Origin of the sequence: Streptomyces sp. NPDC001536 (genome assembly GCF_042894505.1) — a bacterium.
Taxonomy (GTDB): Bacteria; Actinomycetota; Actinomycetes; order Streptomycetales; family Streptomycetaceae; genus Streptomyces.
In genome coordinates, this window is the sequence record NZ_JBIAVQ010000001.1 from 1,004,157 (window position 1) to 1,028,904 (window position 24,748).

At 68.8% G+C, this 24,748-nt stretch carries 28 protein-coding genes, 1 tRNA gene and 1 riboswitch; of the genes, 9 read left to right on the forward strand and 20 right to left on the reverse strand.

Annotation, left to right across the window (positions count from 1 at the left end):
• Window positions 1–14: 14 nt before the first annotated feature.
• Window positions 15–1,391 (reverse strand): DUF445 domain-containing protein, encoded by a 1,377-nt coding sequence (locus ACFY0U_RS04515; protein ID WP_388629998.1) that lies wholly within the window; start codon window positions 1,389–1,391, stop codon window positions 15–17.
• A gap of 187 nt (window positions 1,392–1,578) precedes the next feature.
• Between ACFY0U_RS04515 and ACFY0U_RS04520 the strand changes: the two genes are divergently transcribed.
• Window positions 1,579–2,916: an SGNH/GDSL hydrolase family protein gene (locus ACFY0U_RS04520; RefSeq protein WP_388630000.1), complete on the forward strand. Its 1,338-nt coding sequence runs from the start codon at window positions 1,579–1,581 to the stop codon at window positions 2,914–2,916.
• Between the two features lie 178 nt (window positions 2,917–3,094).
• Here the strand turns inward: ACFY0U_RS04520 and ACFY0U_RS04525 are convergent, their stop codons facing one another.
• From ACFY0U_RS04525 to ACFY0U_RS04540, 4 genes are read right to left on the reverse strand one after another with little or no spacing between them, the layout of a single operon-like run.
• A complete protein-coding gene (locus ACFY0U_RS04525; protein ID WP_388630003.1) occupies window positions 3,095–3,916 on the reverse strand; it encodes a DUF1707 domain-containing protein in 822 nt (273 codons plus the stop codon).
• Between the two features lie 33 nt (window positions 3,917–3,949).
• Window positions 3,950–4,963, reverse strand: coding sequence for an ATP-binding cassette domain-containing protein (locus ACFY0U_RS04530; RefSeq protein ID WP_388630005.1), 1,014 nt, complete (start codon window positions 4,961–4,963; stop codon window positions 3,950–3,952).
• Between the two features lie 5 nt (window positions 4,964–4,968).
• The gene (locus tag ACFY0U_RS04535) at window positions 4,969–5,826 is read right to left on the reverse strand and encodes an ABC transporter permease (protein ID WP_388630456.1); all 858 of its coding nucleotides are present in this window, start codon (window positions 5,824–5,826) and stop codon (window positions 4,969–4,971) included.
• A gap of 28 nt (window positions 5,827–5,854) precedes the next feature.
• On the reverse strand, window positions 5,855–6,655 hold the full coding sequence (locus tag ACFY0U_RS04540) for an ABC transporter permease (RefSeq protein ID WP_388630008.1): 801 nt from the start codon (window positions 6,653–6,655) through the stop codon (window positions 5,855–5,857).
• A 213-nt stretch (window positions 6,656–6,868) separates the two neighbouring features.
• Between ACFY0U_RS04540 and ACFY0U_RS04545 the strand changes: the two genes are divergently transcribed.
• Window positions 6,869–9,259, forward strand: a complete 2,391-nt coding sequence (locus ACFY0U_RS04545; protein WP_388630010.1) for a transglycosylase domain-containing protein — start codon at window positions 6,869–6,871, stop codon at window positions 9,257–9,259.
• Here the strand turns inward: ACFY0U_RS04545 and ACFY0U_RS04550 are convergent.
• The 3 genes from ACFY0U_RS04550 to ACFY0U_RS04560 all read right to left on the reverse strand — a co-directional run bounded on the left by ACFY0U_RS04550 (window position 9,253) and on the right by ACFY0U_RS04560 (window position 10,472).
• The gene (locus tag ACFY0U_RS04550) at window positions 9,253–9,573 is read right to left on the reverse strand and encodes a multidrug efflux SMR transporter (RefSeq protein ID WP_046259004.1); all 321 of its coding nucleotides are present in this window, start codon (window positions 9,571–9,573) and stop codon (window positions 9,253–9,255) included. The two genes, ACFY0U_RS04545 and ACFY0U_RS04550, sit on opposite strands and share 7 nt — an antisense overlap.
• Before the next feature lie 33 nt (window positions 9,574–9,606).
• Window positions 9,607–9,682, reverse strand: a riboswitch (guanidine-III (ykkC-III) riboswitch).
• 58 nt (window positions 9,683–9,740) lie between these two features.
• Entirely contained in the window at window positions 9,741–10,091 is a 351-nt protein-coding gene (locus tag ACFY0U_RS04555; RefSeq protein ID WP_388630013.1) for a GroES family chaperonin, read from the reverse strand.
• A gap of 51 nt (window positions 10,092–10,142) precedes the next feature.
• Window positions 10,143–10,472, reverse strand: coding sequence for a DUF3618 domain-containing protein (locus tag ACFY0U_RS04560; RefSeq protein ID WP_388630016.1), 330 nt, complete (start codon window positions 10,470–10,472; stop codon window positions 10,143–10,145).
• Window positions 10,473–10,567: 95 nt separating this feature from the next.
• On the opposite strand from ACFY0U_RS04560, the gene bcp reads away from it, so the two are divergent.
• From bcp to ACFY0U_RS04580, 4 genes are all read left to right on the forward strand, one after another.
• Window positions 10,568–11,035: a thioredoxin-dependent thiol peroxidase gene (bcp, locus tag ACFY0U_RS04565; RefSeq protein ID WP_388630019.1), complete on the forward strand. Its 468-nt coding sequence runs from the start codon at window positions 10,568–10,570 to the stop codon at window positions 11,033–11,035.
• Between the two features lie 196 nt (window positions 11,036–11,231).
• Complete coding sequence (locus ACFY0U_RS04570; RefSeq protein ID WP_388630022.1) at window positions 11,232–11,873, forward strand: HNH endonuclease signature motif containing protein; 642 nt, start codon at window positions 11,232–11,234, stop codon at window positions 11,871–11,873.
• Window positions 11,870–12,565: an HNH endonuclease gene (locus ACFY0U_RS04575; RefSeq protein WP_388630024.1), complete on the forward strand. Its 696-nt coding sequence runs from the start codon at window positions 11,870–11,872 to the stop codon at window positions 12,563–12,565. The genes ACFY0U_RS04570 and ACFY0U_RS04575 overlap by 4 nt, the downstream gene beginning before the upstream one ends.
• Window positions 12,556–12,631: transfer RNA gene (locus ACFY0U_RS04580), tRNA-Leu, on the forward strand. The genes ACFY0U_RS04575 and ACFY0U_RS04580 overlap by 10 nt, the downstream gene beginning before the upstream one ends.
• A 47-nt stretch (window positions 12,632–12,678) precedes the next feature.
• On the opposite strand, the gene rdgB is transcribed toward ACFY0U_RS04580, so the two are convergent.
• The 4 genes from rdgB to ACFY0U_RS04600 form a co-directional block, all read right to left on the reverse strand.
• Window positions 12,679–13,281 carry an RdgB/HAM1 family non-canonical purine NTP pyrophosphatase gene (gene rdgB / locus ACFY0U_RS04585; protein ID WP_388630027.1) on the reverse strand — a complete coding sequence of 201 codons (603 nt, stop codon included), beginning with the start codon at window positions 13,279–13,281 and terminating at the stop codon, window positions 12,679–12,681.
• A gap of 34 nt (window positions 13,282–13,315) precedes the next feature.
• Entirely contained in the window at window positions 13,316–13,714 is a 399-nt protein-coding gene (locus tag ACFY0U_RS04590; protein ID WP_388630030.1) for a hypothetical protein, read from the reverse strand.
• Window positions 13,715–13,856: 142 nt separating this feature from the next.
• Window positions 13,857–14,594, reverse strand: coding sequence for a ribonuclease PH (rph, locus tag ACFY0U_RS04595; protein ID WP_266826460.1), 738 nt, complete (start codon window positions 14,592–14,594; stop codon window positions 13,857–13,859).
• 86 nt (window positions 14,595–14,680) lie between these two features.
• Window positions 14,681–14,914 carry a glucose PTS transporter subunit EIIB gene (locus ACFY0U_RS04600; RefSeq protein WP_171144364.1) on the reverse strand — a complete coding sequence of 78 codons (234 nt, stop codon included), beginning with the start codon at window positions 14,912–14,914 and terminating at the stop codon, window positions 14,681–14,683.
• 127 nt (window positions 14,915–15,041) lie between these two features.
• Here ACFY0U_RS04600 and ACFY0U_RS04605 point away from each other — a divergent pair, with 127 nt between their 5' ends.
• On the forward strand, window positions 15,042–16,334 hold the full coding sequence (locus tag ACFY0U_RS04605; RefSeq protein WP_388630034.1) for a PTS transporter subunit EIIC: 1,293 nt from the start codon (window positions 15,042–15,044) through the stop codon (window positions 16,332–16,334).
• Window positions 16,335–16,445: 111 nt separating this feature from the next.
• Window positions 16,446–17,693, forward strand: a complete 1,248-nt coding sequence (locus tag ACFY0U_RS04610) for a PTS transporter subunit EIIC (RefSeq protein WP_388630037.1) — start codon at window positions 16,446–16,448, stop codon at window positions 17,691–17,693.
• 75 nt (window positions 17,694–17,768) lie between these two features.
• Here the strand turns inward: ACFY0U_RS04610 and ACFY0U_RS04615 are convergent, their stop codons facing one another.
• Entirely contained in the window at window positions 17,769–18,521 is a 753-nt protein-coding gene (locus ACFY0U_RS04615) for an MBL fold metallo-hydrolase (protein ID WP_388630040.1), read from the reverse strand.
• Window positions 18,522–18,767: 246 nt separating this feature from the next.
• Between ACFY0U_RS04615 and ACFY0U_RS04620 the strand changes: the two genes are divergently transcribed.
• A complete protein-coding gene (locus ACFY0U_RS04620; protein ID WP_388630043.1) occupies window positions 18,768–19,223 on the forward strand; it encodes a type II toxin-antitoxin system PemK/MazF family toxin in 456 nt (151 codons plus the stop codon).
• A gap of 37 nt (window positions 19,224–19,260) precedes the next feature.
• On the opposite strand, the gene ACFY0U_RS04625 is transcribed toward ACFY0U_RS04620, so the two are convergent.
• From ACFY0U_RS04625 to ACFY0U_RS04655, 7 genes are all read right to left on the reverse strand, one after another.
• Window positions 19,261–20,211 carry a PLP-dependent cysteine synthase family protein gene (locus ACFY0U_RS04625; protein ID WP_388630045.1) on the reverse strand — a complete coding sequence of 317 codons (951 nt, stop codon included), beginning with the start codon at window positions 20,209–20,211 and terminating at the stop codon, window positions 19,261–19,263.
• A gap of 5 nt (window positions 20,212–20,216) precedes the next feature.
• Window positions 20,217–20,495: a MoaD/ThiS family protein gene (locus tag ACFY0U_RS04630; protein WP_388630048.1), complete on the reverse strand. Its 279-nt coding sequence runs from the start codon at window positions 20,493–20,495 to the stop codon at window positions 20,217–20,219.
• An 83-nt stretch (window positions 20,496–20,578) separates the two neighbouring features.
• Window positions 20,579–20,674, reverse strand: coding sequence for a putative leader peptide (locus ACFY0U_RS04635; RefSeq protein ID WP_388630051.1), 96 nt, complete (start codon window positions 20,672–20,674; stop codon window positions 20,579–20,581).
• Window positions 20,675–20,762: 88 nt separating this feature from the next.
• On the reverse strand, window positions 20,763–21,785 hold the full coding sequence (locus ACFY0U_RS04640) for a LacI family DNA-binding transcriptional regulator (RefSeq protein WP_388630054.1): 1,023 nt from the start codon (window positions 21,783–21,785) through the stop codon (window positions 20,763–20,765).
• 40 nt (window positions 21,786–21,825) lie between these two features.
• Complete coding sequence (locus ACFY0U_RS04645) at window positions 21,826–22,248, reverse strand: Mov34/MPN/PAD-1 family protein (RefSeq protein ID WP_388630057.1); 423 nt, start codon at window positions 22,246–22,248, stop codon at window positions 21,826–21,828.
• A gap of 132 nt (window positions 22,249–22,380) precedes the next feature.
• Complete coding sequence (locus ACFY0U_RS04650; RefSeq protein ID WP_388630060.1) at window positions 22,381–23,811, reverse strand: amino acid permease; 1,431 nt, start codon at window positions 23,809–23,811, stop codon at window positions 22,381–22,383.
• A gap of 322 nt (window positions 23,812–24,133) precedes the next feature.
• Window positions 24,134–24,736 (reverse strand): DUF2017 domain-containing protein, encoded by a 603-nt coding sequence (locus ACFY0U_RS04655; protein ID WP_388630063.1) that lies wholly within the window; start codon window positions 24,734–24,736, stop codon window positions 24,134–24,136.
• Window positions 24,737–24,748: the final 12 nt, after the last annotated feature.

The window sequence follows — 24,748 nt, forward strand, 5'->3', positions numbered from 1 at the left end:
ACACCCCGCCCGCCCTACCCCCCCAACGCCCGCGACACCGTATAGATCAGCAACCCCGCCAACGACCCCACCACCGTGCCGTTGATCCGGATGAACTGCAGATCCCGCCCGATGTGCGCCTCGATCTTCTTCGTCGTGTGCTCGGCGTCCCACCCCGCCACCGTGTCCGTGATGAGCAGGGTGATCTCCCGGCGGTACGTCGTCACCACGTACACCGCCGCCCCCTCGACCCACCGGTCGACCTTGGCCTGCAACCGGGGCTCCACCGCCATCCGCGCCCCCAGCGACAGCAGCGACGCCCGCACCCGGAGCCGTAGCTCACTGCGCTCGTCCTCGGCCGCGGACACGATCATCGACCGTACGGCGGTCCAGGCGGACGCGATCAGGTCCTGGACCTCGCCGCGCCCGAGGACCTCGCCCTTGAGCCGCTCGACACGCGCGCGGGTGTCGGTGTCGGACTGGAGGTCCGAGGCGAAGTCCGTCAGGAACCGGTCCAGCGCGCCCCGCGCCGGATGCGAGGGCATGTCCCGCATCTCGGTGACGAACCGCAGCAGCTCCTTGTAGACCCGTTCGCCGACCTTCTTGTCGACGAAACGGGGGGTCCAGCCGGGCGCGCCGCCCTGCACCGCGTCCATGACCTGCTCGTCGTGGAGTACGAGCCAGTCGTGCGCCCGGGTCACCACCAGGTCCACCACCCGCCGGTGTCCCCCGTCCGCGACGATCTTCTCCAGCATCTTCCCGATGCCCGGCGCGATCTCCTGCGCGTCGGCCCGCCGGGTGATCGCCTCCCCCACGACCGCCTGTACGTCGGAGTCCCGCAGCACGGTCAGCGCCCCGCGCAGTGCCGCGGAGAGCTCCGCCGTCACCCGGTCGGCATGCTCGGGCTCGGCCAGCCACGTACCGAGCCGGCTGCCGATGCCCACCGCCCGCAGCCGCTGGCGCACGACGTCCTCGGAGAGGAAGTTCTCCCCGACGAACTCCCCCAGCGACACCCCGAGCTGGTCCTTCTTGTTCGGGATGATCGCGGTGTGCGGGATGGGCAGACCGAGCGGGTGGCGGAAGAGGGCCGTGACCGCGAACCAGTCCGCCAGCGCACCCACCATCCCCGCCTCGGCGGCCGCGGCGACATACCCCGCCCACGCACCGGCCCCGTGCCCGGAGGCCACCTTGGCGAGCACGTACACGACCGCCACGAACAGCAGCAGCCCGGCCGCCGTGAGCTTCATCCGGCGTACGCCGCGCTGTTTCTCCTCGTCCGCGGCGCTGAACGCGGTCATCGCGCGGTTACCGGCGGCGGCCGGCCGGGCATGCTGCTCTACGTCAGCGGTATCCGATTCATCTGGTTTCGTGCGTTCCATCCACTCCACCCGTTCGTGATCCCCCGTACACATTGTCCCTTCCTGACCGACTCCTGGAACGGAACAGGAGTTCCCGGCGTCTGTCAGGTGGGGGGAGCTCACTCCTGAACTCCGGTGGCCCAATGGGGGGTCCGTTCAACCACCCCTCACCGCATGACGCATCATGAGGTGATCACATCGGAGCCTCGGGCTCCCGTCTGCCCGAGGAGATACGCACCGCATGACCAGGCGTAACGGTTATGCCCTGCTTTCTGGGATGGTCGCCCTGATCGTGGCGCTCTGCGCCGCCATATACGTCGGTGTCGCCGCCGACGACGGCAGCACCAGCCGGCGCACCACCGTCGCCCAGGGCGCCGCCCCGCACAACCCCGCCGCCCCCGCCTCCACCGGCACCTGGGTCGGCGCATGGTCCACCTCCCCGGCGGGCGCCGAGCCCGGCACCGAGACCGCGGGCATGGCGGGCCGCTCGGTACGCAATGTCGTCCACGCCTCCATAGGAGGTACGAGTGCCCGCATCACGCTCTCCAACCTCTACGGCCAGTCGCCGCTGACCATCACCCACGCGTCGATCGCCGTCGCCGCGGGCAGCGACACGGCCGCCGCGACCGCGGAGACGATGCGGCGCCTCACCTTCGGCGGCAACACCACCGTCGTGGTCCCGGCCGGCGGCCAGGTCATGAGCGACGCGGTGCGCGTCACCATCGCGTACGGCAGTGACGTCCTGGTCACCACGTACTCCCCCGTCCAGTCCGGGCCGGTCACCTACCACCCGCACGCCCGCCAGATCTCCTACGTCGCCGACGGCGACCTCACCGAGGACGTGACGGGGACGGCGTACACCGAACAGACCCCGTACTGGCGCTACCTGACCGCGCTGGACGTGCTGAGCAACGAGTCCGACGGCACGATCGTGGTCCTCGGCGACTCGCTGACCGACGGCATCACCTCCACCCAGGGCGCCAACCACCGCTGGACCGACGTCCTTTCGGACCGGCTGCGCACCGCGATCGAGGCCGGCCGCGACCTGCCCCGCTACAGCGTCGTCAACCAGGGCATCAGCGGCAACCAGGTCCTCGCCAACGGCCTCGGCCGCCCCGCCGACAACCAGAGCGGCCTGGGGCGCTTCGGGCGGGACGTGCTCGGCCGCACGAACGTGAAGGTCGTCGTCATCGACCTCGGCGTCAACGACATCCTCCGCAACCCGAACCTCGCCGACCCCGACAAGATCCTCGACGGCTTGCGCACGATGGTCCGCCAGGCCCACGCCCGCGGCATCAAGGTCGTCGGCGCGACCCTGATGCCCTTCCAGGGCCACCGGGGCTACACGGATGCCAGGGAGGACGTCCGCCGGCGGATCAACGCCGCGATCCGCGACGGCGAGGTCTACGACGCGGTCGTCGACTTCGACGAGGCGCTCAGGGACCCGTACAACCCGAGGCGGCTGCGGTCCGACTACGACTCGGGGGACCACCTCCACCCCAGCGACAAGGGGTACGCGCGGATGGCGGAGTCCTTCGACCTGGAGGACCTGAAGGGCTCGGCACCGGCGGAGCTGTAGGGGCCGGGGGCGGAGCTGCCAGGGCGGGGACGGCGAAGCTGTAGGAGGCGGGGCCGGGCCTCGGTCTCACACCGCCCCGGCCGTCAGCCTCGTACCGCCCCGGCCATCGCTCTCGCACCGGCACCGGCTCTCAGCCCCCGGCCAGCACCGGCCCTCAGCCCCCGGCCGGCACCGGCCCTCAGTCCTCGTACCGCCGTCGCTCGCGCCTCTCCCGGCGCAGTTCGCGGTGTTCCTCCATCGCCTCGCGGACCTGGTCCATGGCGTCACGGTGGACGTCGCGGAGGTCGTGGAGGTCGTGCGGATCGCGGTGGTGGGAGCCCAGCTCTCGGCGCGCGTTCTTCCGCTCCAGCCGCTCCTGGCGCCGTTCCTCCTTGAGCCGCTGCCGCTCGGCCCTGGGCAGCTTCCGGTAGACCTCGACGCCGCCCAGCAGCGCGAGCCCGGTGACGATCACCCGTGGGGCCCGCGGATCGTCCGGGACGTCATGCGCGCGCTCGTCGAAGCCGCCCATGATCCCGAGCCCGCGCACGACGACCTCGACACCTGGCGGCACGATCACCTCGATACCGCCCATGATCGCCACGCAGTTGATCTCGACCTCACGGTCCGCGAAGTTCGCCTCGCGCAGATCGATCTCCCCGCCGCCCATGAAGGCGAAGCCGGTGAACCGCTTCGGCACGGTCCAGCGCCCCTTGCGCTGGAACCCGGCCATGACGGCGACGCCCCACGTGGAGGAGCCCTCGCCGCCCGTGATCCGCGACGCCCAACTCCCGTCCGCGACCGGCTCCTTGAACAGGTTCACCGCCGGGCCCGGCGCGGTCGGCAGATCCCGGGTGATGGGTGTCAGCTCGCCGTAGGTCCGCGCCTTGTACGTCGCTTCCAGCCGCTCCTCGAACTCCTCCATGTCGAGACGGCCCTCTGCGAGGGCGTCCCGCAGGATCTCGGCCACTCGCTCACGGTCGGCGTCGGAGGCACGAAGGTCCGGGAGTTCGTCGTCCGTCATACACAGAAGCCTACGAGTTCGAACGTCCTCGCACTATGCGGTCGCCCGCTCGGCGTACATCTTGGCGATGACCGCCTCGATGTCCGGCTCCCGCACCGACAGGTCCACCAGCGGATACTCCGCCGCGATCCGCGCCACCAGCGGCGCCGCCGACTCCCCCGCCGGGAACGCCAGCCACTGCCGGGGCCCCTCCACCTTCACCACCCGGGCGGGCGGCGCCTCGATCGGCGGGAGCTCCCGCTCCAGGTCCACGACCAGGGTCCGCTCGCTCTCCCCCGCCTCGTGGAGGCCGGCGAGCGGGCCATCGTACATCAGACGCCCGTGGTCGATCACCATCACCCGGGAGCAGAGCTGCTCGATGTCCTGGAGGTCGTGCGTGGTCAGCAGGACGGTCGTGCCGCTCTCGGAGTTCAACTCCCGCAGAAAACCCCGCACCTTGGCCTTGGAGATGACGTCGAGACCGATCGTCGGCTCGTCCAGGTACAGCACCTCGGGGTCGTGCAGCAGCGCCGCCGCGATGTCGCCGCGCATCCGCTGGCCCAGCGAGAGCTGCCGTACGGGCACGTCCAACAGGTCGGCCAGTTCGAGGAGTTCGACACAGCGGTCGAGGTTCTCGCGGTAACGGGCGTCCGGGATCCGGTACATGCGGTGCATCAGCTTGTACGAGTCGATGAGCGGCAGGTCCCACCACAGCGTCGTGCGCTGCCCGAACACCACCCCGATCCGGTGCGCGAGCCGTGACCGCTCCCGGGACGGGTCGATGCCCGCCACCCGCAGCCGGCCCCCGCTCGGCGTCAGGATGCCCGTCAGCATCTTGATCGTGGTCGACTTCCCGGCGCCGTTGGGCCCGATGTAGCCGACCATCTCGCCCCGCGCCACCGTGAAGGAGATCGAGTCGACGGCCCGCACCTCGCGCCGCTCCCGCTTCAGGAACCCGGTCTTCTTGCGCACGTCGAAGACCTTCTCGACGCGGTCCAGCTCGATGAAAGCCCCGCCCATGACCCCGTCCCCGGCTTCGTCCATGACCTCGTGCACCACCTCGTCCATGCCCCTCAGTTCCCCGTGCTCTGATACGTCCGCAACCCGGCCCGCCATGCCAGCCCCGCCAGCGCACAACACCCCACCGCCACCAGCGGCGACAGGAACGCCACCCACTGCGGCAGCCCGAGCGGCAGCGGCACCCCCAGCACATACGTCGCCGGCAGCCAGTTGACGAAGGCCAGCGGGAACACGAACGTCACCCCGCGCACCAGCTCCGTCGCGAACACCGTCGGCGGGTACTGCAACATCGTCGTACCGCCGTAGGTGAACGCGTTCTGCACCTCGGAGGCGTCCTTCGCCACGAACTGGAAGGCCGCGCCCGCGATGAACACCGCACCGAAGATCCCGGCACCGCTCAGGATCATCACCGGCATCAGCAGCAGCTTCAGCGGCGTCCAGTCGATGTCGACCGTGGCCAGCCCGTAGACCAGCACCATCACACCCTGCGTGATCCGGCCCAGGCGCCGCAGCCCGAACTGGTCCGCCGCCATCTGCGCGAGCACCGGCGCCGGACGCACCAACAGCGTGTCCAGCGTGCCGTCGCGCACCCGCCGGCCCAGCTTCTCCATCGAGCCGAGCAGCAGATCGGCGAGACCGAACGCGGTGCTGGACAGGCCGTAGAGGAAGGCGACTTGGGGCAGCGCGTAGCCGCCGAGCGCGTCCACACGGGAGAACATCAGCATGATCGCGACGAAGTCGAGCGCGGTCGCCGTGAAGTTGCCCAGCGTGGTCATGAGGAAGGACGCCCGGTAGGCCATCGTGGAGCGGATCCACATCGCGGAGATCATCCGGTAGGCGCGCAGCCCGTCGACGACCCTGCCGCTCACGGCCGCCCCACCGCGCGCGGCCACCTTGCCGGTGTCCAGCACCCTGTCCGTGTCCGGCACCCTGTCAGTGTCAACCACCCTGCACCACCACCCGCCGCGTCGCCGCCCCCTGCACCATCCGCCCGGCCGCCAGCAGCACCACCGCCCACATCGACTGGAAGGCGTACGTGCCCAGCGGATCGGCGTGCCCCATCAGCACATCCGCGGGCGCCTGGAGCAGCGACGACCACGGCAGCACCCGTACGACCTCACCCAGCACGCCCGGGAAGACGTTCAGCGGCAGGATCATCCCCGAGCAGAACCACCCGACGAACATCACCATCTGCGCCACCCCGGTACCGTCGAGCAGCCAGAACGCGCTCAGCGCCACCAGGTACCGAATCCCGAAACTGACCAGCATCGCCAGCGCCACCGCGCCGAAGAACGCCGCCCACGAGGACACGTCCGTCGGCAGCGCGAGGTCGAAGACCAGTGCGCCGAACACGAAGGGAAGCACGCCGCGGCCCAGCAGTTCGAACCCCGCCCGGCCCAAATCGGCGGCCAGCCACCACAGTTGGAGATCGGCCGGACGGTACAGGTCGATCGCGATGTCACCCGTACGGATACGCTCCATGAGTTCGCTCTCGACGCCCCCGCCACCGTTGGCGAGCGTCTTGAACAGCGACTGGCCGATCCACACATAGGTGACGGCCTGCGCCAGGTCGTACCCGCCCAGGTGCGGCTTCTCGTCCCACAACGCGGTGTAGGTGTACACGAGAATCAGCCCGAACACCGTGTTGGTGAACACCCCGGCCGCGGTGGCCGCCCGATAGGTCGCGTACCGTCTGAATCCGCCCGCCGCGACGGCCAGGTACAACCGCCCCGAACCCATCAGTTCCAGCCCTCCTCGGCCCGCCCGGACACCGAAGCGCAGGAGCCTAGCCCCCTGGTGGTGACGGATGCCACCCAATTTCCGGGCAGACGCGCGCCGCTCATCGGGAACGGAACGCATGGTGCGACAGTCTTCATCCGGGGGCGCAAAAGACGTACGAGGGCGTACGGCGACGTACGACGTAAAAGCGTGAAACAGGAGTCCGTGCACGACATGAGCGACGAGCCGCAGCCGCAGCAGCCGAACCAGGGCTGGGCACCCAGAGAACCCTTGGCGGCCGCGGAGCCCGGTGGGCAGAACGGGAAGAAGCCCAAGAGGCCCAAGCGCACCGGATGGCGGCGGATCATCCCCACCTGGCGCATGGTGCTCGGCACCTTCGTGATCGGGATACTGCTGCTGATCGGCCTGTTCTTCCTCGGCTACTCGCTGGTGAAGATCCCGCCCGCCAACGCCCTCGCCACCAAGCAGTCCAACGTCTATCTCTACGCCGACGGCAGCCAACTCGCCCGCGACGGCGAGGTCAACCGCGAGAACGTCGGCCTCTCCCAGGTCTCCGTGGCCGCCCAGCACGCCGTACTGGCCGCCGAGGACCGGGACTTCTACTCCGAGTCGGCGATCGACCCCAAGGCGATGGTGCGCGCCGGCTGGAACACCGCCACCGGCAAGGGCACCCAGTCCGGCTCCACGATCACCCAGCAGTACGTGAAGAACTACTACCTCGCGCAGGAACAGACCGTCACCCGCAAGGTGAAGGAGTTCTTCATCTCGATCAAGCTGGACCGGGAGAAGTCCAAGGCCGAGATCCTCGAGGGCTACCTCAACACCAGCTACTTCGGCCGCAATTCCTACGGCATCCAGGCCGCCGCCCAGGCCTACTACGGCAAGGACGCCACCGACCTCACCGCGGCCCAGGGCGCCTACCTCGCCGCCCTGCTCAACGCGCCCAGCGAGTACGACGTCGTCGCCCACCCCGAGAACAAGTCGGCCGCGCTGGCCCGCTGGAACTACGTCCTGGACGGCATGGTCAAGGAGGGCTGGCTCAAAGAGTCCGAGCGCACCGGCCTGAAGTTCCCGATGCCCAAGGAGGCCACCGTCTCCACCGGCATGTCCGGGCAGCGCGGCTATCTCGTCAACGCCGTCAACGACTACCTGAGCGACAACAAGATCCTCACCTCCGACGAACTCGACGCCGGCGGCTACCGCATCACCACCACCTTCCAGAAGAGCAAGCAGGACGCCTTCGTCGACGCCGTCAACGACAAGCTGATGGACAAGCTCGACAAGAAGAACCGCAAGGTCGACACCTACGTCCGCGCGGGCGGCGCCGCCGTCGACCCGAAGACCGGGCAGGTCGTCGCCATGTACGGCGGCATCGACTACGTCAAGCAGTACACGAACAACGCCACCCGCCGGGACTTCCAGGTCGGCTCCACCTTCAAGCCCTTCGTGTTCACCTCGGCCGTCCAGAACGAGTCCACCACCCAGGACGGCCGCACCATCACCCCGAACACGATCTACGACGGCACCAACAAGCGCCCCGTCCAGGGCTGGACCGGCGGCTCCTACGACCCGGCCAACGAGGACGACGTGTCGTACGGCGACATCACCGTGCGCACCGCCACCGACAAGTCGGTGAACTCGGTGTACGCGCAGATGGCCGTGGACGTGGGCTCCGACAAGGTCAGGGACACCGCGATCGCCCTCGGCATCCCCTCCGACACCCCCGACCTGACCGCGTCGCCCTCCATCGCGCTCGGCGTGAACACCGCCAGCGTCCTCGACATGGCGGAGTCGTACGCCACCCTCGCCAACCACGGCAGGCACGGCGCGTACACGATGATCAAGACCATCACCCGGGACGGCAAGGACGTCGTGGAGCTGCCGGAGCACAAGAGCTCCCAGGCCGTGACCCGCCAGGCCGCCGACACCACGACGTCGATCCTGCAGAGCGTCGTGGAGAACGGCACCGCCACCGCCGCCCAGGCCGCGGGCCGCCCGGCGGCCGGCAAGACCGGTACCGCCGAGGAGGACCAGGCCGCCTGGTTCGCCGGCTACACCCCCGACCTCGCCACCGTCGTCGCGGTGATGGGCCAGGACCCGGTCACCGCCAAGCACAAGTCCCTGTACGGCGTCATGGGCCTGCCGCGCATCAACGGCGGCGGGGCACCCACCGAGATCTGGGCCCAGTTCACCAAGGACGCCCTGAAGGGCAAGTCCGCCAGTGAGTTCGACCTCGAACTCCAGGAGGGCGCCGACGTGGTCGAGACGCCGACGCAGGAGCCGAGCTTCGTCCCCCCGGAGGACACGGAGGGCCAGGACGACGGCGGCACGACCGACGGCGGTCAGGACACCGGCGGTCAGACCGACGGCGGCACGACGGGTGACACCACGACGACCGGCGGCACGACGGGCGACACCACCACGGGCGGCACGACCGGCGACACGACCACCACGGGCGGGACGACCGGCGACACGACCACGACGGGTGGCACGACCGGGGACACGACCACCGGCGGCACCACGGGCGACACCACGACCGGTGGCGCGACGACCGGTACGACCGGCGGCACGTCGGTGGGCGGGGGCCCACCGACGACTCAGTGACCGGACGTCGCCTTCAGCCCGACAACAGCGACGAGCAGCAGACACACGAAGAAGATCCGGGCGGCGGTCGCCGGCTCCCCCAGCACCACCATGCCGAGCACCGCCGCCCCGGCGGCCCCGATACCCACCCACACGCCATAGGCGGTACCGATGGGGAGGGTCTTCGCGGCGTGGGACAGCAGAACCATGCTGGCCACGATGCCCGCCCCGGTGAGCAGGCTGGGGACCAGCCGGGTGAAACCGTCGGTGTACTTCATCCCGATCGACCAGCCGACCTCGAGCAGACCGGCGACGACAAGCAGAACCCAGGCCATGACAGGCACCTCCGAGACACGGATTTCTTCACGGGTGCGTCGTCTTTGCCTTACAGCCCGGTACGGCGCGTCTCGTCGGGTCGCCCTTCAAAGGTAGCAAGGGCACAGCAAAAGGGGCTGGTGACGATGGTCACCAGCCCCTTCCGGCTTCGAATCGCAGGTCGGATCTACAGGTACAGCCCAGTCGAGTCCTCGGACCCCTCGAACCGGTCCGCGGCCACGGCGTGCAGATCACGCTCGCGCATGAGCACATACGCGACACCCCGCACCTCGACCTCGGCACGGTCCTCCGGGTCGAACAGAACCCGGTCGCCCGGCTCGACGGTCCGTACGTTCTGCCCGACCGCGACGACATCCGCCCACGCCAGCCGCCGGCCCACGGCCGCGGTGGCGGGAATGAGGATCCCGCCCCCGGAACGCCGCTCGCCCTCACCGGCGTCCTGCCGCACGAGTACACGGTCGTGCAGCATCCGAATGGGCAGCTTGTCGTGCTGGGTGCTGTTTCTGTTGGCGCTCACGGCTGAGAACCTACCTGCCTGAGGGGGATTCGTCCGCGCCCGGGTCAGCCCTTACGCCTTACGACGCCGGGTTCCCAGGGCGAGCAGCCCCACGAGTCCGACGGCGACGAGCGCGACGGGGACGATGCGCTCCAGACGCGGGGCGCCGTCACCGTCGACGAACTGAGCCTTGGTGTTGCTGACGGCCCGATTGACACCGACGTAGGCCCGCCCAAGGGTGTGATCAATATTGGAGACGACCTTGGCCTTGGCGTCGCCGACGATCGTCTTCGGGTGCACCCGCACCCCGATCTCGTCGAGTGTCTCGGCCAGGTTCTCGCGGCGGCGCTTGATGTCCGCCTCGATCTCCGCCGGGGTTCTGGTGTCCGACGTGTCCGCCACCGTACGGCCTCCGAGGTGTCTGTCGATGCTGTTCTGGACAGTCTGTCAGTTCGCCGGGCGACCGCACTGTCAGCACCCCCGGTTAGGCTGGTCCGATGAGCGAGCGACTCCAGCCCGGGGACGTGGCCCCCGCCTTCACCCTCCCCGACGCCGACGGCAATGACGTGTCCCTCTCGGACCACAAAGGCCGCAAGGTCATCGTCTACTTCTACCCGGCCGCCCTCACCCCCGGCTGCACGAAGCAGGCCTGCGACTTCACGGACAACCTGGAGGTGCTGGCCGGCGCGGGGTACGACGTCATCGGCATCTCCCCGGACAAGCCGGAGAAGCTGGCGAAGTTCCGCGACAAGGAGTCCTTGAGGATCACGCTGCTGGCGGACGAGGACAAGACGGTCCTCGACGCCTACGCCGCCTTCGGCGAGAAGAAGAACTACGGCAAGACCTACATGGGCGTCATCCGCTCCACGATCATCGTGGACGAGGAGGGCAAGGTCGAACGGGCCCTCTACAACGTCCGGGCGACGGGCCACGTGGCGAAGATCATCAAGGACCTGGGCATCTAGCGGGTACGCGGGTACCTGAACGAGACCCACACATCGGCAACATCGGGAGCCAGGCCGGGCCACTCAGCCACCGGCCTGGCTCCTCTTCCATGCCGGGGAGGCGTTCCCTCTTCACGTTCCCTGCGTGACTGTCCGATCAGCGGTTCGTTACTCCGTACGGGCCACGAACGTGTGGCCGGGAACGGAGGGGAGCGGTATGGGGGCCAGCGCGTATCCCAGGGAGCGGCTTGAGGAGGCGGCTCGGGGGGCTCGGACGTTGACTGAGGCGTGTCGGAGGTTGGGGGTGGATCCGAAGAGCTCGACGCGGCGGTACGTGCTCGGTCGGATGAAGAGACTCGGAGTGGATGTCTCGCACTTCGAGCGGGAGGGGGTGAGGTGGACACGGGAGCTCCTTCAGGAGGCGGTCTCGGCGTCGACGAACATGTGCGAGGTGCTGCGGCATCTCGGGCTGGAGGTGGTCGGCGGCCATCACACGCACATCAGCCGCCGGATCAAGGCGTACGGCATCGACGTCTCGCATTTCCAGGTGCCGACGCAACGAGGCAAGGTCTGGCGCCCCCGCACGCCGGAGGCCCTGCTTGTCGAACAGCCGGTCGGCCGGGCGCGGCGCATCCCGAGTGACCGGCTCAGGTGGGCGCTGACGACCACGGGCATGGCGGAGCGCTGCGCCATGTGCGGCATGAACGCGGTCTGGCGGGGCCACCCGCTCCCCCTGGAGGTCGACCACATCGACGGCAACTGGCGCGACAACCGCATCGAGAACCTGCGGTTCCTGTGCCCCAACTGCCACTCGACGACGGACAGTTACCGGGGCCGCGGCAAGGGCCGGACTTCATGAGCAGCGGCGTGCACTACACCCGGGAACGTCTGATCGAGGCCGCCGCGCAGTGTTCCGACATCGACGAGGTCATCGCGTTCTTCGGCACCCGACCGTACGGGCAACTTCGTCGCCACCTGTTCCGGCGCTTCGAGCACTTCGGGATCGACGTCTCGCACATGCCCCGCCAGAAACGGGTGATGACAGTACCCACGAGACCGACCTCTGACGAGCTGCGGCGAGCGGTCGAGGGAGCAATCTCCATCGCGGATACGCTCCGTGCCCTGGGAATGGAGCCCTACAACAGCAGGCTGCGCGCCCAGGTGCGCCGCTGGGTGGCCGAGGACGGTCTCGACACCACGCACTTCCTTGGGCAGGCGCACCAACGCGGCGGACCGGGCACCACCCCGGTCAGGCGCGCCGGGGACATCCTGGTCCAACACGACGGCACCCGCCGGACCAGGACCCATCTGCTCCGTCGAGCGCTCTTGGAAGTGGGCGTGCCCGAGAAGTGCGCCGAGTGCGGCACCGCCCCCGAGTGGCTCGGCAAGCCCATGACGCTGGAGGTCGATCACATCAACGGGGACTGGGGCGACGACCGGCGGGAGAACCTGCGGTTGCTGTGTCCCAACTGCCATGCGATCACCAGCACCTGGTGCAGGGGAGGCAACAGGCCGCGACCAAGTACCAGTAAGCTGTACGTGGGGCCGTAGCCCAATTTGGCAGGAGGCACCACTTTTAGGTAGTGGACAGTGCGAGTTCGAGTCTCGTCGGCCCCACCTTCAGGGCGCGGTTCCCCACGGGGCACCGCGCCCCTCGGCGTTAGTCAGCCCAACAGCTCCCGCACCACCGGCACCAACGCCCGGAACGCCTGCCCCCGATGGCTGATCGCGTTCTTCTCCTCGGCCGTCAGTTCGGCGCAGGTCCGTGTGTCGCCCTCCGGCTGGAGGATCGGGTCGTAGCCGAAGCCGTTCGTGCCGGCCGGGGCGTGCCGCAGGACACCCGGGAGGCGGCCCTCGACCACTCGTTCCGTGCCGTCGGGCAGGGCCAGGGCCGCTGCGCAGGCGAAGTGGGCGCCGCGGTGTTCGTCGGCGATGTCCGAGAGCTGGGCCAGGAGCAGATCCAGGTTCGCCTTGTCGTCGCCGTGCCTGCCCGCCCAGCGGGCCGAGAAGATGCCCGGGGCGCCGTTGAGGACGTCCACGCACAGGCCCGAGTCGTCGGCGACGGCCGGCAGGCCCGTTGCCCGGGCCAGCGCGTGGGCCTTCAGGAGGGCGTTCTCGGCGAAGGTCACGCCGGTTTCTTTGACGTCGGGGATGTCCGGGTACGCGTCCGCGCCGACCAGGTCGTGGGGCAGGCCCGCGTCGGCGAGGATGGCGTGGAGTTCGGTGATTTTCCCGGCGTTGCGGGTGGCGAGGATCAGGCGGGTCATGGGGACCAGTATCCCGGCCCCGCCTGCCGCTCAGCTACGACGTGCAGACCTTCGTCAGTTCGCCCGCCGCGTCCGTGATGGGGCTGAGGTCGGGCGTCTCGTCGCCGTTCTCCACCGCTGTCCGGACGTTGTTGACCGCGTCGTTGAGGTTGTCGACGGCCTTGTTGACGTCGGCGTTGTCGGTCTTGTCGCCGATCTCGTCGAGGTTCTGGTCGATGGAGCTGAGAGATTCCTCGATCTGGGTCGGGTCGTTGGAGGCGTTCTCGACGGCCTGCTGGAGGTCGGTCACGCTGTCGGCGACGGCCTCGGCGGTCTGGACGCAGTCCAGGGCCTTGTTGACCGCGTCGCAGCCGGTCGTGAGTCCCACCGTCAATCCAACGGCCGCCACTACTGCGGCGATGGCGGTACCTCGACGGCGTCGGCTCTCGGCCATGGTGATGATCCTCCCTTGCTCAGCCCCAAGGGCCCCCGTGTACTGGCCGGGCGTACAGCGGTGTGCCGTACGCCCGTACCCGTAGTGACGCGAGCGCGGGCGGTCGGGTTGCCCGTTCCGCCCGCTTTTCTTGGTGCGTCCTTTACTTTTCGAGGACGGTATCAAGGGCCTTGCGCTGGAGGACAGCGAGTTCCGTGCAGCCCGAAACCGCCAGGTCGAGCAGGGAGTTGAGCTCGTCGCGGGCGAAGGGTTCGGCTTCCGCGGTGCCCTGGACCTCGACGAAGCGGCCGTCGCCGGTGCAGACGACGTTCATGTCGGTCTCGGCGCGGACGTCTTCCTCGTAGCAGAGGTCCAGGAGCGGGACTCCGCCCACGATGCCCACGGAGACCGCCGAGACGGTTCCGGTCAGGGGCTGGCGGCCCGCCTTGATCAGTTTCTTGCCCTGGGCCCAGGAGATCGCGTCCGCGAGCGCCACGTACGCGCCGGTGATCGCCGCCGTGCGCGTGCCGCCGTCGGCCTGGAGGACGTCGCAGTCGAGGACGATCGTGTTCTCGCCGAGCGCCTTGTAGTCGATGACCGCGCGCAGGGAGCGGCCGATGAGGCGGGAGATCTCGTGGGTGCGGCCGCCGATCTTGCCGCGGACGGATTCGCGGTCGCCGCGGGTGTTGGTGGCGCGGGGCAGCATGGAGTACTCGGCGGTCACCCAGCCCTCGCCGCTGCCTTTGCGCCAGCGGGGGACGCCTTCGGTGACGGAGGCGGTGCAGAAGACCTTCGTGTCGCCGAAGGAGACGAGGACGGAGCCCTCGGCGTGCTTGCTCCAGCCACGTTCGATGGTGACGGGGCGGAGCTGTTCGGGGGTGCGGCCGTCGATGCGAGACATGGCGCTGAGCCTAGCCGCACATACGGAAGGGGCTCCTCCCGCGGGGGGGGGGGGGGAAGAGCCTCTTTCGGGGTGGGCTCAAAGGCTCACATCATGTCTTCGATCTCCGCGGCGATGGGGTCGGCGTCGGTGCCGATGACGACCTGGATCGCGGTGCCCATCTTGACGACGCCGTGGGCTCCGGCGGCCTTGAGGGCGGCCTCGTCGACGAGCGCCGCGTTGTGGACCTCGGTGCGGAGGCGGGTGATGCAGCCCTCGACCTCTTCGATGTTGTCGATGCCGCCGAGCCCGGCAACGATCTTCTCAGCTTTGGTGGCCATGTCGGTCTCCTCATGCACAGTTGGCCCAACTTCGCGAGCGATTGAGCTGTATGTACCGAAAGATGACGTCACAGCAACCCAATCGTCCGTAACTGGTCTACACCACCTGACAGGCGGTCGCCAACTCATGAGTTCCGACACCGAGATCTCTCCCGCACGCCGACGGTGGCAGTCGGTGTTCCAGGGCCTGCAGAAGATGGGCCGCAGCCTTCAGCTCCCCATCGCCGTGCTGCCGGCGGCGGGCATTCTCAACCGGCTCGGGCAGCCGGACGTGTTCGGGGACGACGGGCTGGGCTGGACGAACGTCGCCAAGGTGATGGCGGGCGCGGGTGGCGCGCTGCTCGACAGCCAGCTGGGGCTGCCGCTGCTGTTCTGCATCGGTGTGGCGATCGGCATGGCGAAGAAGGCGGACGGTTCGACGGCGCTGGCCGCGGTGACGGGCTTCCTCGTCTACTACTCGGTGCTGCGCCAGTTCCCGGAGGACTGCCCCGACGGGGCGAAGGCGGTGACCGGCATCGGCTGCCAGGCCTCGGTGGACGGCACGGTGACGGCGTTCACGTTCCAGAATCCCGGTGTCTTCGGCGGCATCGTGATGGGTCTGCTGGCGGCGTTCTTCTGGGCGCGTTATCACCGTACGAAGCTGGTGGACTGGCTCGGCTTCTTCAACGGCCGCCGGCTGGTGCCGATCATCATGGCGTTCGTGGCGATCGTGTTCGCCGCGCTGTGCCTGTGGATCTGGCCGCCGATCGGTGACGGGCTGGAGAACTTCAGCGACTGGCTGAGCGACGCGGGCGCGTGGGGTGCGGGCATCTTCGGTATCGCGAACCGGGCTTTGCTGGTGATCGGGTTGCACCAGTTCCTCAACGTGCCCATCTGGTTCCAGTTCGGCACGTACACCAAGCCGGACGGCACCGAGGTGCACGGTGACATCAGCATGTTCCTGGCGGGCGACCCGAACGCGGGTCAGTTCACGTCCGGGTTCTTCCCGATCATGATGTTCGCGCTGCCGGCGGCGGCTCTCGCGATCACCCACTGCGCCAAGCCGAACCGTCGCAAGGAGGTCGGCGGTCTCATGCTCTCCGTGGCGCTGACCTCGTTCGTCACGGGGATCACCGAGCCGATCGAGTACTCGTTCCTCTTCATCGCGCCGCTGCTGTACGCGGTCCACGCGCTGCTGACGGGTGTGTCGATGGCGGTGACGTGGGGGCTGGGGGTGCACGACGGGTTCAGTTTCTCGGCCGGGCTGATCGACTACGTCATCAACTGGAATCTGGCGACGAAACCCTGGGCGATCATTCCGATCGGTCTGTGCTTCGCGGTCGTCTATTACGTGATCTTCCGGTTCGCGATCACGAAGTTCGATCTCAAGACTCCGGGTAGGGAGCCGGAGGACGAGGTCGAGGACGTCACCAAGGTCTGACCGTACGTAGCGTTCCGGTTGCGGAATTGACGGGTTCCTTATATCGCCCTCCATCGTGTACAACAGGTCTACACCACTGAGTGGTGTAGACCACCACCCGATGGAGGACGTATGAGTACCGCCACCGACACGGCGGCCCCCGCAAAGAAGCGGGGATCCGGTCTTTTCCAGGGCCTGCAGAAGGTCGGCCGCAGTTTGCAGCTGCCCATCGCCGTGTTGCCGGCGGCGGGCATCCTGCTCCGTCTCGGTCAGGCCGACGTGCAGGAGAAGCTGAACCTGCCCGACAAGGTCACGGCGGTCTTCGCCACGGCCGGTGGCGCGATCTTCGACAACCTGCCGATGCTGTTCTGTATCGGTGTCGCCATCGGCTTCGCCAAGAAGTCGGACGGCTCCACCGCGCTGGCCGCGCTGGTCGGATTCCTGGTCTACAGCAATGTCCTGAAGGCCTTCCCGGTGACGGAGGCCAAGGTGCAGGCGGGCGCGGACATAGCCGCGACCTACAACAACCCGGGTGTCCTCGGCGGCATCCTCATGGGTCTGCTGTCCGCGGTGCTGTGGCAGCGCTACCACCGCAAGAAGCTGGTGGACTGGCTCGGCTTCTTCAACGGCCGCCGGCTCGTCCCGATCATCATGGCCTTCGTCGGTACCGCCATGGGCGTCTTCTTCGGTCTGGTCTGGGAGCCGATCGGTGAGGTCATCTCCGACGCCGGCGAGTGGATCACCGGCCTGGGCTCGGTGGGTGCCGGTCTGTTCGGCCTGATCAACCGCGCGCTGATCCCGATCGGCATGCACCAGTTCGTCAACACCGTCTCCTGGTTCCAGATCGGTGACTTCACCGACTCCGCGGGTGCCGTGGTGCACGGTGACCTGAACCGCTTCTTCGCGGGTGACCCGACCGCCGGTCAGTTCATGTCGGGCTTCTTCCCGATCATGATGTTCGGTCTGCCGGCCGCCGCGATCGCGATCGCCCACTCCGCTCGCCCCGAGCGCCGCAAGGCCGTGATGGGCATGATGATCTCGCTCGCCCTGACCTCCTTCGTGACCGGTGTGACCGAGCCGATCGAGTTCTCGTTCATGTTCATCGCCCCGGTGCTGTACGTGATCCACGCGGTGCTCACGGCCATCTCCATGGCGATCACGTGGGCGCTCGGTGTCCACGCGGGCTTCACGTTCTCCGCGGGAGCCATCGACTACGGCCTCAACTGGAACCTGGCGACCAAGCCCTGGCTGATCATCCCGATCGGCCTGGTCTTCGCCGCGGTCTACTACGTCGTCTTCCGCTTCGCCATCACCAAGTTCAACCTCCCCACCCCGGGCCGCGAGCCCGAGGAGGAGGTCGAGGACCTCACGAAGGCGTGAGTCCAGACCGCCGTACGGCATGACGAAGGCCCCGGAACCGGGAAGGTTCCGGGGCCTTCGTGCAGGTACGAGGAGTCAGATGTCGTACGACACCCTCGGCACCGCCAGCTCCACCGGGCCGTCGTAGACCGCGCGGGCGTCGGTGAGGTTGACCTGCGGGTCGGTCCACGGGGGGATGTGGGTGAGGACCAGGCGGCGGGCGCCTGCCCGGGCCGCCGTCTCACCCGCCTCGCGGCCGTTGAGATGCAGGTCGGGGATGTCCTCCTTGCCGTGCGTGAAGGCGGCCTCGCACAGGAACAGGTCGGTGTCCCGGGCGAGTTCGTCCAGCGCCGGGGTGGTCCCGGTGTCGCCGGAGTACGTGAGCGACTTTCCGCCGTGTTCGACGCGGATGCCGTACGCCTCCACGGGATGCGCCACGCGCTCGGTGTGCACGGTGAAGGGGCCGACCTCGAAGGTGGACGGCTTGACCGTGTGGAAGTCGAAGACCTCGCTCATGGAGGAGGCGGTCGGGGTGTCCGCGTAGGCGGTGGTCAGCCGGTGTTCCGTGCCCTCGGGTCCGTAGACCGGGATCGGATCGCAGCGGCCGCCGTCATGGCGGTAGTAGCGTGCGACGAAGTACGCGCACATGTCGATGCAGTGGTCGGCGTGCAGATGGCTGAGGAAGATCGCGTCGAGGTCGTAGAGACCGCAGTGGCGCTGCAGCTCGCCAAGGGCACCGTTGCCCATGTCGAGAAGCAGCCGGAAGCCGTCGGCCTCTACGAGGTAGCTCGAGCAGGCCGATTCCGCGGACGGGAACGACCCCGAGCAGCCGACGACGGTGAGCTTCATAAAGCAGAAACCTCCGCTGGCGGGTAATCCAGGAGATCCGGAGATCCAGGAATCCAGAAGATCGGGAACGGGGACTCGGGGGTCGTGCGGTCCGTCGAGCGTAAGGCGCAAAACCCCTTGTCGCTCCTCCGCCAAGGGCTGTTGTGGGCGAACTCACCTGTGCTGTCACCGGTTCGGCTGGACCGGGGGCGCGTAAGGCTCGTAGAAGGCGCGCGGTGCGGATCGTGCGCCGGTAACGTCGTCCCCATGGATACGTCCTGGTGGTTGGCGCTCGCGGCGGTGGTGCTGCTCGCGCTGGTCGCCACGCTCGTGGACGGGTGGGGACGGGGGCGCAGGCCGGAGGGTCGCCGGACCCGGCCGCCGGGACGCCCCGGGCAGCGGACCGCCGCCGCGCGTCCCCGGCCTGCGGAGATCTGGTGGGCGAACGTGCCCTTCGAGGACGGTCCGGGGGCCAAGGACCGGCCGTGTCTGGTGCTCGCGGTGCACGGGAAGCGGGCGGTCGTCGCGAAGATCACCAGCAAGTACCACGACGAGCGGGCGGGTGTGATTCCGCTGCCGCCGGGTTCGGTGGGCGATGCCCACGGGCGCGCGAGCTTCCTGGAGACGGACGAGCTGCGCGAGGTGCCGGTGTGGGACTTCCGGCGCCGGGCGGGTGTGGTGGACCCGGTCCTGTGGGACCAGGTCCGTCACCTGGCGACGTAGAACTTCGAGACGGACGTAGAACGTCGAGGACGAGGGCTTACGCCCAGAGCTGGCCCTGGAGCGTCTCGATCGCTTCCTCCGTCGTCGCCGCCGTGTACACACCGGTCGACAGGTACTTCCAGCCGCCGTCCGCGACGACGAACACGATGTCCGCGCTCTCCCCCGCCTTCAGCGCCTTGTTGCCGACGCCGATCGCGGCGTGCAGGGCGGCGCCCGTGGAGACGCCCGCGAAGATGCCCTCCTGCTGGAGGAGTTCGCGGGTGCGGGTGACCGCGTCCGCCGAGCCGACCGAGAAGCGGGTGGTCAGGACGGAGGCGTCGTAGAGCTCCGGGACGAAGCCCTCGTCGAGGTTCCTGAGCCCGTAGACCAGGTCGTCGTAGCGCGGCTCGGCGGCGACGATCCTGACGTCCGGCTTGTGCTCGCGCAGGTAGCGGCCGACGCCCATGAGGGTGCCGGTGGTGCCGAGGCCCGCCACGAAGTGGGTGATGGAGGGGAGGTCGGTGAGGATCTCCGGGCCGGTCGTGGCGTAGTGGGCGCCCGCGTTGTCGGGGTTGCCGTACTGGTAGAGCATCACCCAGTCGGGGTGCTCGGCGGAGAGTTCCTTGGCGACGCGTACGGCCGTGTTGGAGCCGCCCGCGGCGGGCGACGGGATGATCTCCGCGCCCCACATGCCGAGCAGCTCCCGGCGCTCCTGCGAGGTGTTCTCGGGCATCACGCAGACCATGCGGTAGCCCTTGAGCTTGGCGGCCATGGCGAGCGAGATGCCGGTGTTGCCGCTGGTCGGCTCCAGGATGGTGCAGCCGGGGGTGAGGCGGCCGTCCTTCTCCGCCTGCTCGATCATGTGCAGGGCCGGGCGGTCCTTGACCGAGCCGGTGGGGTTGCGGTCCTCCAGCTTGGCCCAGATGCGGACGTCGTCGGACGGCGACAGCCGCGGCAGGCGCACCAGAGGGGTGTTGCCCACCGCGGCCAGCGGGGAGTCGTAGCGCATCGGGATCAGGCCATGCCGCCGGCGACGGCCGGCAGGATCGTGACGTTGTCGCCGTCCGACAGCTTCGTGGTGATGCCGTCGAGGAAGCGGACGTCCTCGTCGTTGAGGTAGACGTTGACGAAGCGGCGCAGCTCGCCGCCGTCCACGATGCGGGCCTGGATGCCCGCGTGCCGGGTCTCGAGGTCGGCGAAGAGCTCGGCGAGCGTGTCCCCGTTGCCCTCCACCGCCTTCTGGCCGTCGGTGTAGGTGCGGAGGATGGTGGGGATGCGGACCTCGATGGCCATGGTTGCGGGCTCCTGTCGGGAAGTCTGGGGTCGATGGGCGCACTGGGGCGCCGCGGCTCACAGCCGTACGGCGGCAGGGAACGTCAACAGATGGCGCTGTTCAGCCTGCACAGGTCGACGTGGAGCCGCGCCACGAGCAGCGTGCTCGGCGCCTTCTCAGTCACGTCGTTCAGAACCATGGGGTCATCGTATCGATTCCCTGTCCGGGTCCCGGAATGTGATCCCACATCCCGGACGGATATCGGCCGGGGAGTGAGACGCGGCAGATCAGGCGGACTCGCGCAGCACCAGTCGGGTGGGGACGACGACCGACGGGAGCTCCGAGGGGCGGTCGAAGAGCAGGCGGGCCATCAGGCGTCCCATCTCCCCCACGTCCTGGTGGACCGTGGTCAGCGGCGGGTCGGTCGCCTCGGCGATCTCGGCGAGGTCGTCGAACCCTACGACGGCCACGTCCTCGGGGACGCGGCGCCCCCGTGCGCGCAGGGTCTCCAGGGCGCCGGAGGCCATCAGGTCGGAGGCGACGAAGACGGCGTCCAGGTCGGGGCACCGGTCTAGCAGGGCGGCTGTCGCGGCGGCGGCGCCCTGGCGGGTGTAGTCGGCGCGTTCGACCAGCTCCGGTGGGGCGTCGGGCAGGACGTCCCGGTAGCCGGCGAGGCGTTCGGCGGCGGAGTGTTCCTGGTCGTAGGGGCCGGTGACGGTCGCGATGCGGCGGCGGCCCAGGGAGACCAGGTGCCGGACGGCCTGCCGGGCTCCGCCGCGGTTGTCGCCGTCGACACAGGCGTGGGCGCGCACGGTGTCGCCGTCGCGCAGGAGGGGGCGGCCGCCGAAGACCGCGGGGATGTCGAGGCGGCCGATCATCTCGTGCAGCCGGCCGCCGGGGTGCAGGGAGAACAGGACGGCCGCGTCGACATGGCCGCCGCCTAGGTAGTCGGCCACGCGCGCGTGGTCGTCCGGCTCGTCCAGGAAGAGCAGGACGGCCTGGGCGCCGTGGCGGGCGAGCTCCCTGCGGATGCCGCGCAGGAGGCGGTCGAAGTACGGGTCGAGGAAGAGCCGGTCGTCGGGCTGGTCGGCGACGACGGCGACGGCGTTCGTGCGGTGCGTGACCAGTTGCCGGGCGGCTTGGTTGGGGACGTAGCCCAGCTCGGCGATGACCTGGCGGACCTGTTCGACGACCTCGGCGCGCACCTTGGGCTCGCCGTTGATCACCCGCGAGACCGTGGATCTCGACACCCCCGACCGGCGTGCGACGTCCTCGATCGTGGGGCGCTGTCCGTGCGGCCGTCGCGTCAACACCGTCTCCGATTGGGCGAGTTGGTCGGGCGTACGGTGATCAGTATGCCGCTACGACGGTGACCTCCTCCTCCGTGATCTCGCCGTCCACGATCCGGAACGAGCGGAACTGGAAGTCGCCGAGGCCGTCGGTGTCCGCGGTGGAGACGAGGACGTAGTGGGCGCCGGGCTCGTTGGCGTAGCTCACGTCGGTGCGGGACGGGTAGGCCTCGGTGGCGGTGTGGGAGTGGTAGATGACCACCGGCTCCTCGTCGCGGTCGTCCATCTCGCGGTAGAGCTTGAGGAGGTCGCCGGAGTCGAACTCGTAGAACGTGGGCGACATGGCCGCGTTCAGCATCGGGATGAAGCGCTCGGGGCGGTCCGAGCCGGCCGGTCCCGCGACGACGCCGCATGCCTCGTCGGGGTGGTCCTTGCGCGCGTGCGCGACGATCTGGTCGACGAGGGCCTGGGTGATGGTCAGCATGCTGGCCAGGATAAGCAGAGGGGCCGCCCCGTACCGACAGGTGGTACGGGGCGGCCCATATGCCGGACGTCTGAGCGGCTGTGGCAGGGGGCGCCACGAGAGCTCCCTGCCACTGACGTCCGTCGGGGGTGGTCAGCCGGCCTTCGTGGACTCGGGCTCGCGGCGCTCGGCGATCTGCGGGTTGCGGCTCTTCAGGACGACCCAGCCGACACCGAGGGCGGCGGCCCAGCCCGCCATGACGTACAGGCAGACGCGGGAGTCGGCGTCGTAGGCGATGAGACCCGTGACGAAGAGCAGGAAGGCGATCGCGACGTACGAGCACTTCGCGCCGCCGGGCGCCGGGAAGGGCGAGGCGGGCAGGCGCCCCGCGTCGACCGCGCGGCGGTAGAGCACGTGGCTGATCAGGATCATCAGCCAGGTCCAGATGCCGGCCGCGGTCGCCACGGAGACGACGTACCCGAAGGCCTTCTCGGGGACGATGTAGTTGAGGACGACCCCGATGCCCATGAAGGCGACGGAGACCGCGACACCGACGGCCGGCGCCTTGGTGGCGGACAGCTTCTTGAAGACCGCCGGCGCCTCGCCGCTCTCGGCCAGGTTCCGCAGCATGCGGCCCGTGGAGTACATGCCGGAGTTGCAGGAGGACAGGGCCGCGGTCAGCACGACGAAGTTGACGATGCCGGCGGCGGCCGGGATGCCGATCACCGCGAAGGCCTTCACGAAGGGGCTGACGCCCTCCGCGAACTCGGTCCACTTCACCACGCACAGGATGACGGTGAGAGCGCCGACGTAGAACAGCGCGATACGCCAGGGCAGGGTGTTGATCGCCTTGGGGAGGGTCTTCTCGGGGTTCTCCGACTCGCCGGCCGTGACGCCGACCAGTTCGACGGCGAGGTAGGCGAACATGACGCCCTGCAAGGTCATCAGGGACGAGCCGATGCCCTTGGGGAAGAAGCCGTCGAAGGCCCAGAGGTTGGAGACGGCGGCGGTGTCCCCGGCGGCGCTGAAGCCGAAGGTGAGCACGCCCAGGCCGATCACGATCATGCCGATCAGGGCGGTGACCTTGATCATCGAGAACCAGAACTCCAGCTCACCGAAGACCTTCACGGAGATCAGGTTGACTCCGAAGAGGATCACCAGGAAGACCAGGGCGGTCAGCCATTGCGGGACGTCCGGGAACCAGTAGTGGACGTAGATCGCGGCGGCGGTGAGCTCGGCCATGCCGGTGACGACCCACATCAGCCAGTACGTCCAGCCGGTGAAGTAGCCGAAGAACGGGCCGAGGAACTCACGGGAGTACTCGGCGAAGGAGCCCGAGACCGGGCGGTAGAGCAGGAGCTCACCGAGCGCCCGCATGATGAAGAAGATGATGACGCCGGCGACGGCGTACATGAGGATGAGGCTGGGGCCCGCCTTGGCGATGTTCGCCCCGGCGTTGAGGAAGAGACCGACGCCGATGGCGCCGCCGATCGCGATCATCTGGACCTGGCGGCTGCCGAGGCCACGCTCGTAACCCTCTTCGGAGGTGTTCTCCGTGCCTTTTTCGACCTGAGCGGAGGTCATATGTGTGGTGCGCCTTTCTCCATCCGAACCGGGCCTCTCGTCGGCCTCGGATCGGTTCTCGATCCCCCCGGATACTGGAGTTTTCTGCCTGGCCGGTGGTGACCGGCTCGGTGGCGCACCCGAGCGAACATACGGGTGGTGTTCGTCGGGCGGTCGTGAAGATTTATCACGGCCGCAATATTGATCACCTGCGCGGGATGTGGCGCAGAGCACAGGAAGAAGCGGACAAACAAATACCGGAAGGGGCATACGCCATCAGGACGGTGACGCGATCGTTATCCGGATTTGAGCGTCCGCTGAGCGAACACAAAAACGTCACAAACTACGGCAGAAGTGTCGTCACGAGGGTCTCCTGGAGCCCGCCCAGCCACAGATACGCCATCACCATCGGCTTACGGGGGTCCTCGTCCGGGAGCCGGTAGAGGAGGTCGGTGTCCTCCTCGTCGGCGATCTCCAGCCGGGAGCCGATCGCCAGACGCAGGTCGTTGAGGGCGCCGAGCCAGTGCCGCGACTCCTCCGGCGACAGCTTGAGCACCGCCCCGCCGTCGCCCACCGGGCTCAGCGCGTCCAGGGAGCGGATCACCGCGAGGGCGTTGTCCCGCTTGCCGGCCCTGAGGTCGTTCTCGGTGTAGCGGCGGAACTCCGAGGAGTACGCCTTGCGCTCCTCGGCCTCCTTGGGGCCGGGCGTGCCCTCGGGGTCGCTGTAGGCGTCCGGGAACAGCCGCTTGAGCACCGGGTCGGTGGGCGGCTCGCTGGGGCCCTCGGCGAACAGCTCGGCGAGCGGGTCGTCGGAGGCGTCCTCGGCGGGCCCCGGACCGATGAGCTCCAGGAGCTGGACGGCCAGCGAGCGGATGATCGAGATCTCGACGTCGTCGAGCGCGACGGCCGCGCCGCCGCCGGGGAGCGGTTCGAAGTGTCCAGGCATGAAGGTCAGTTC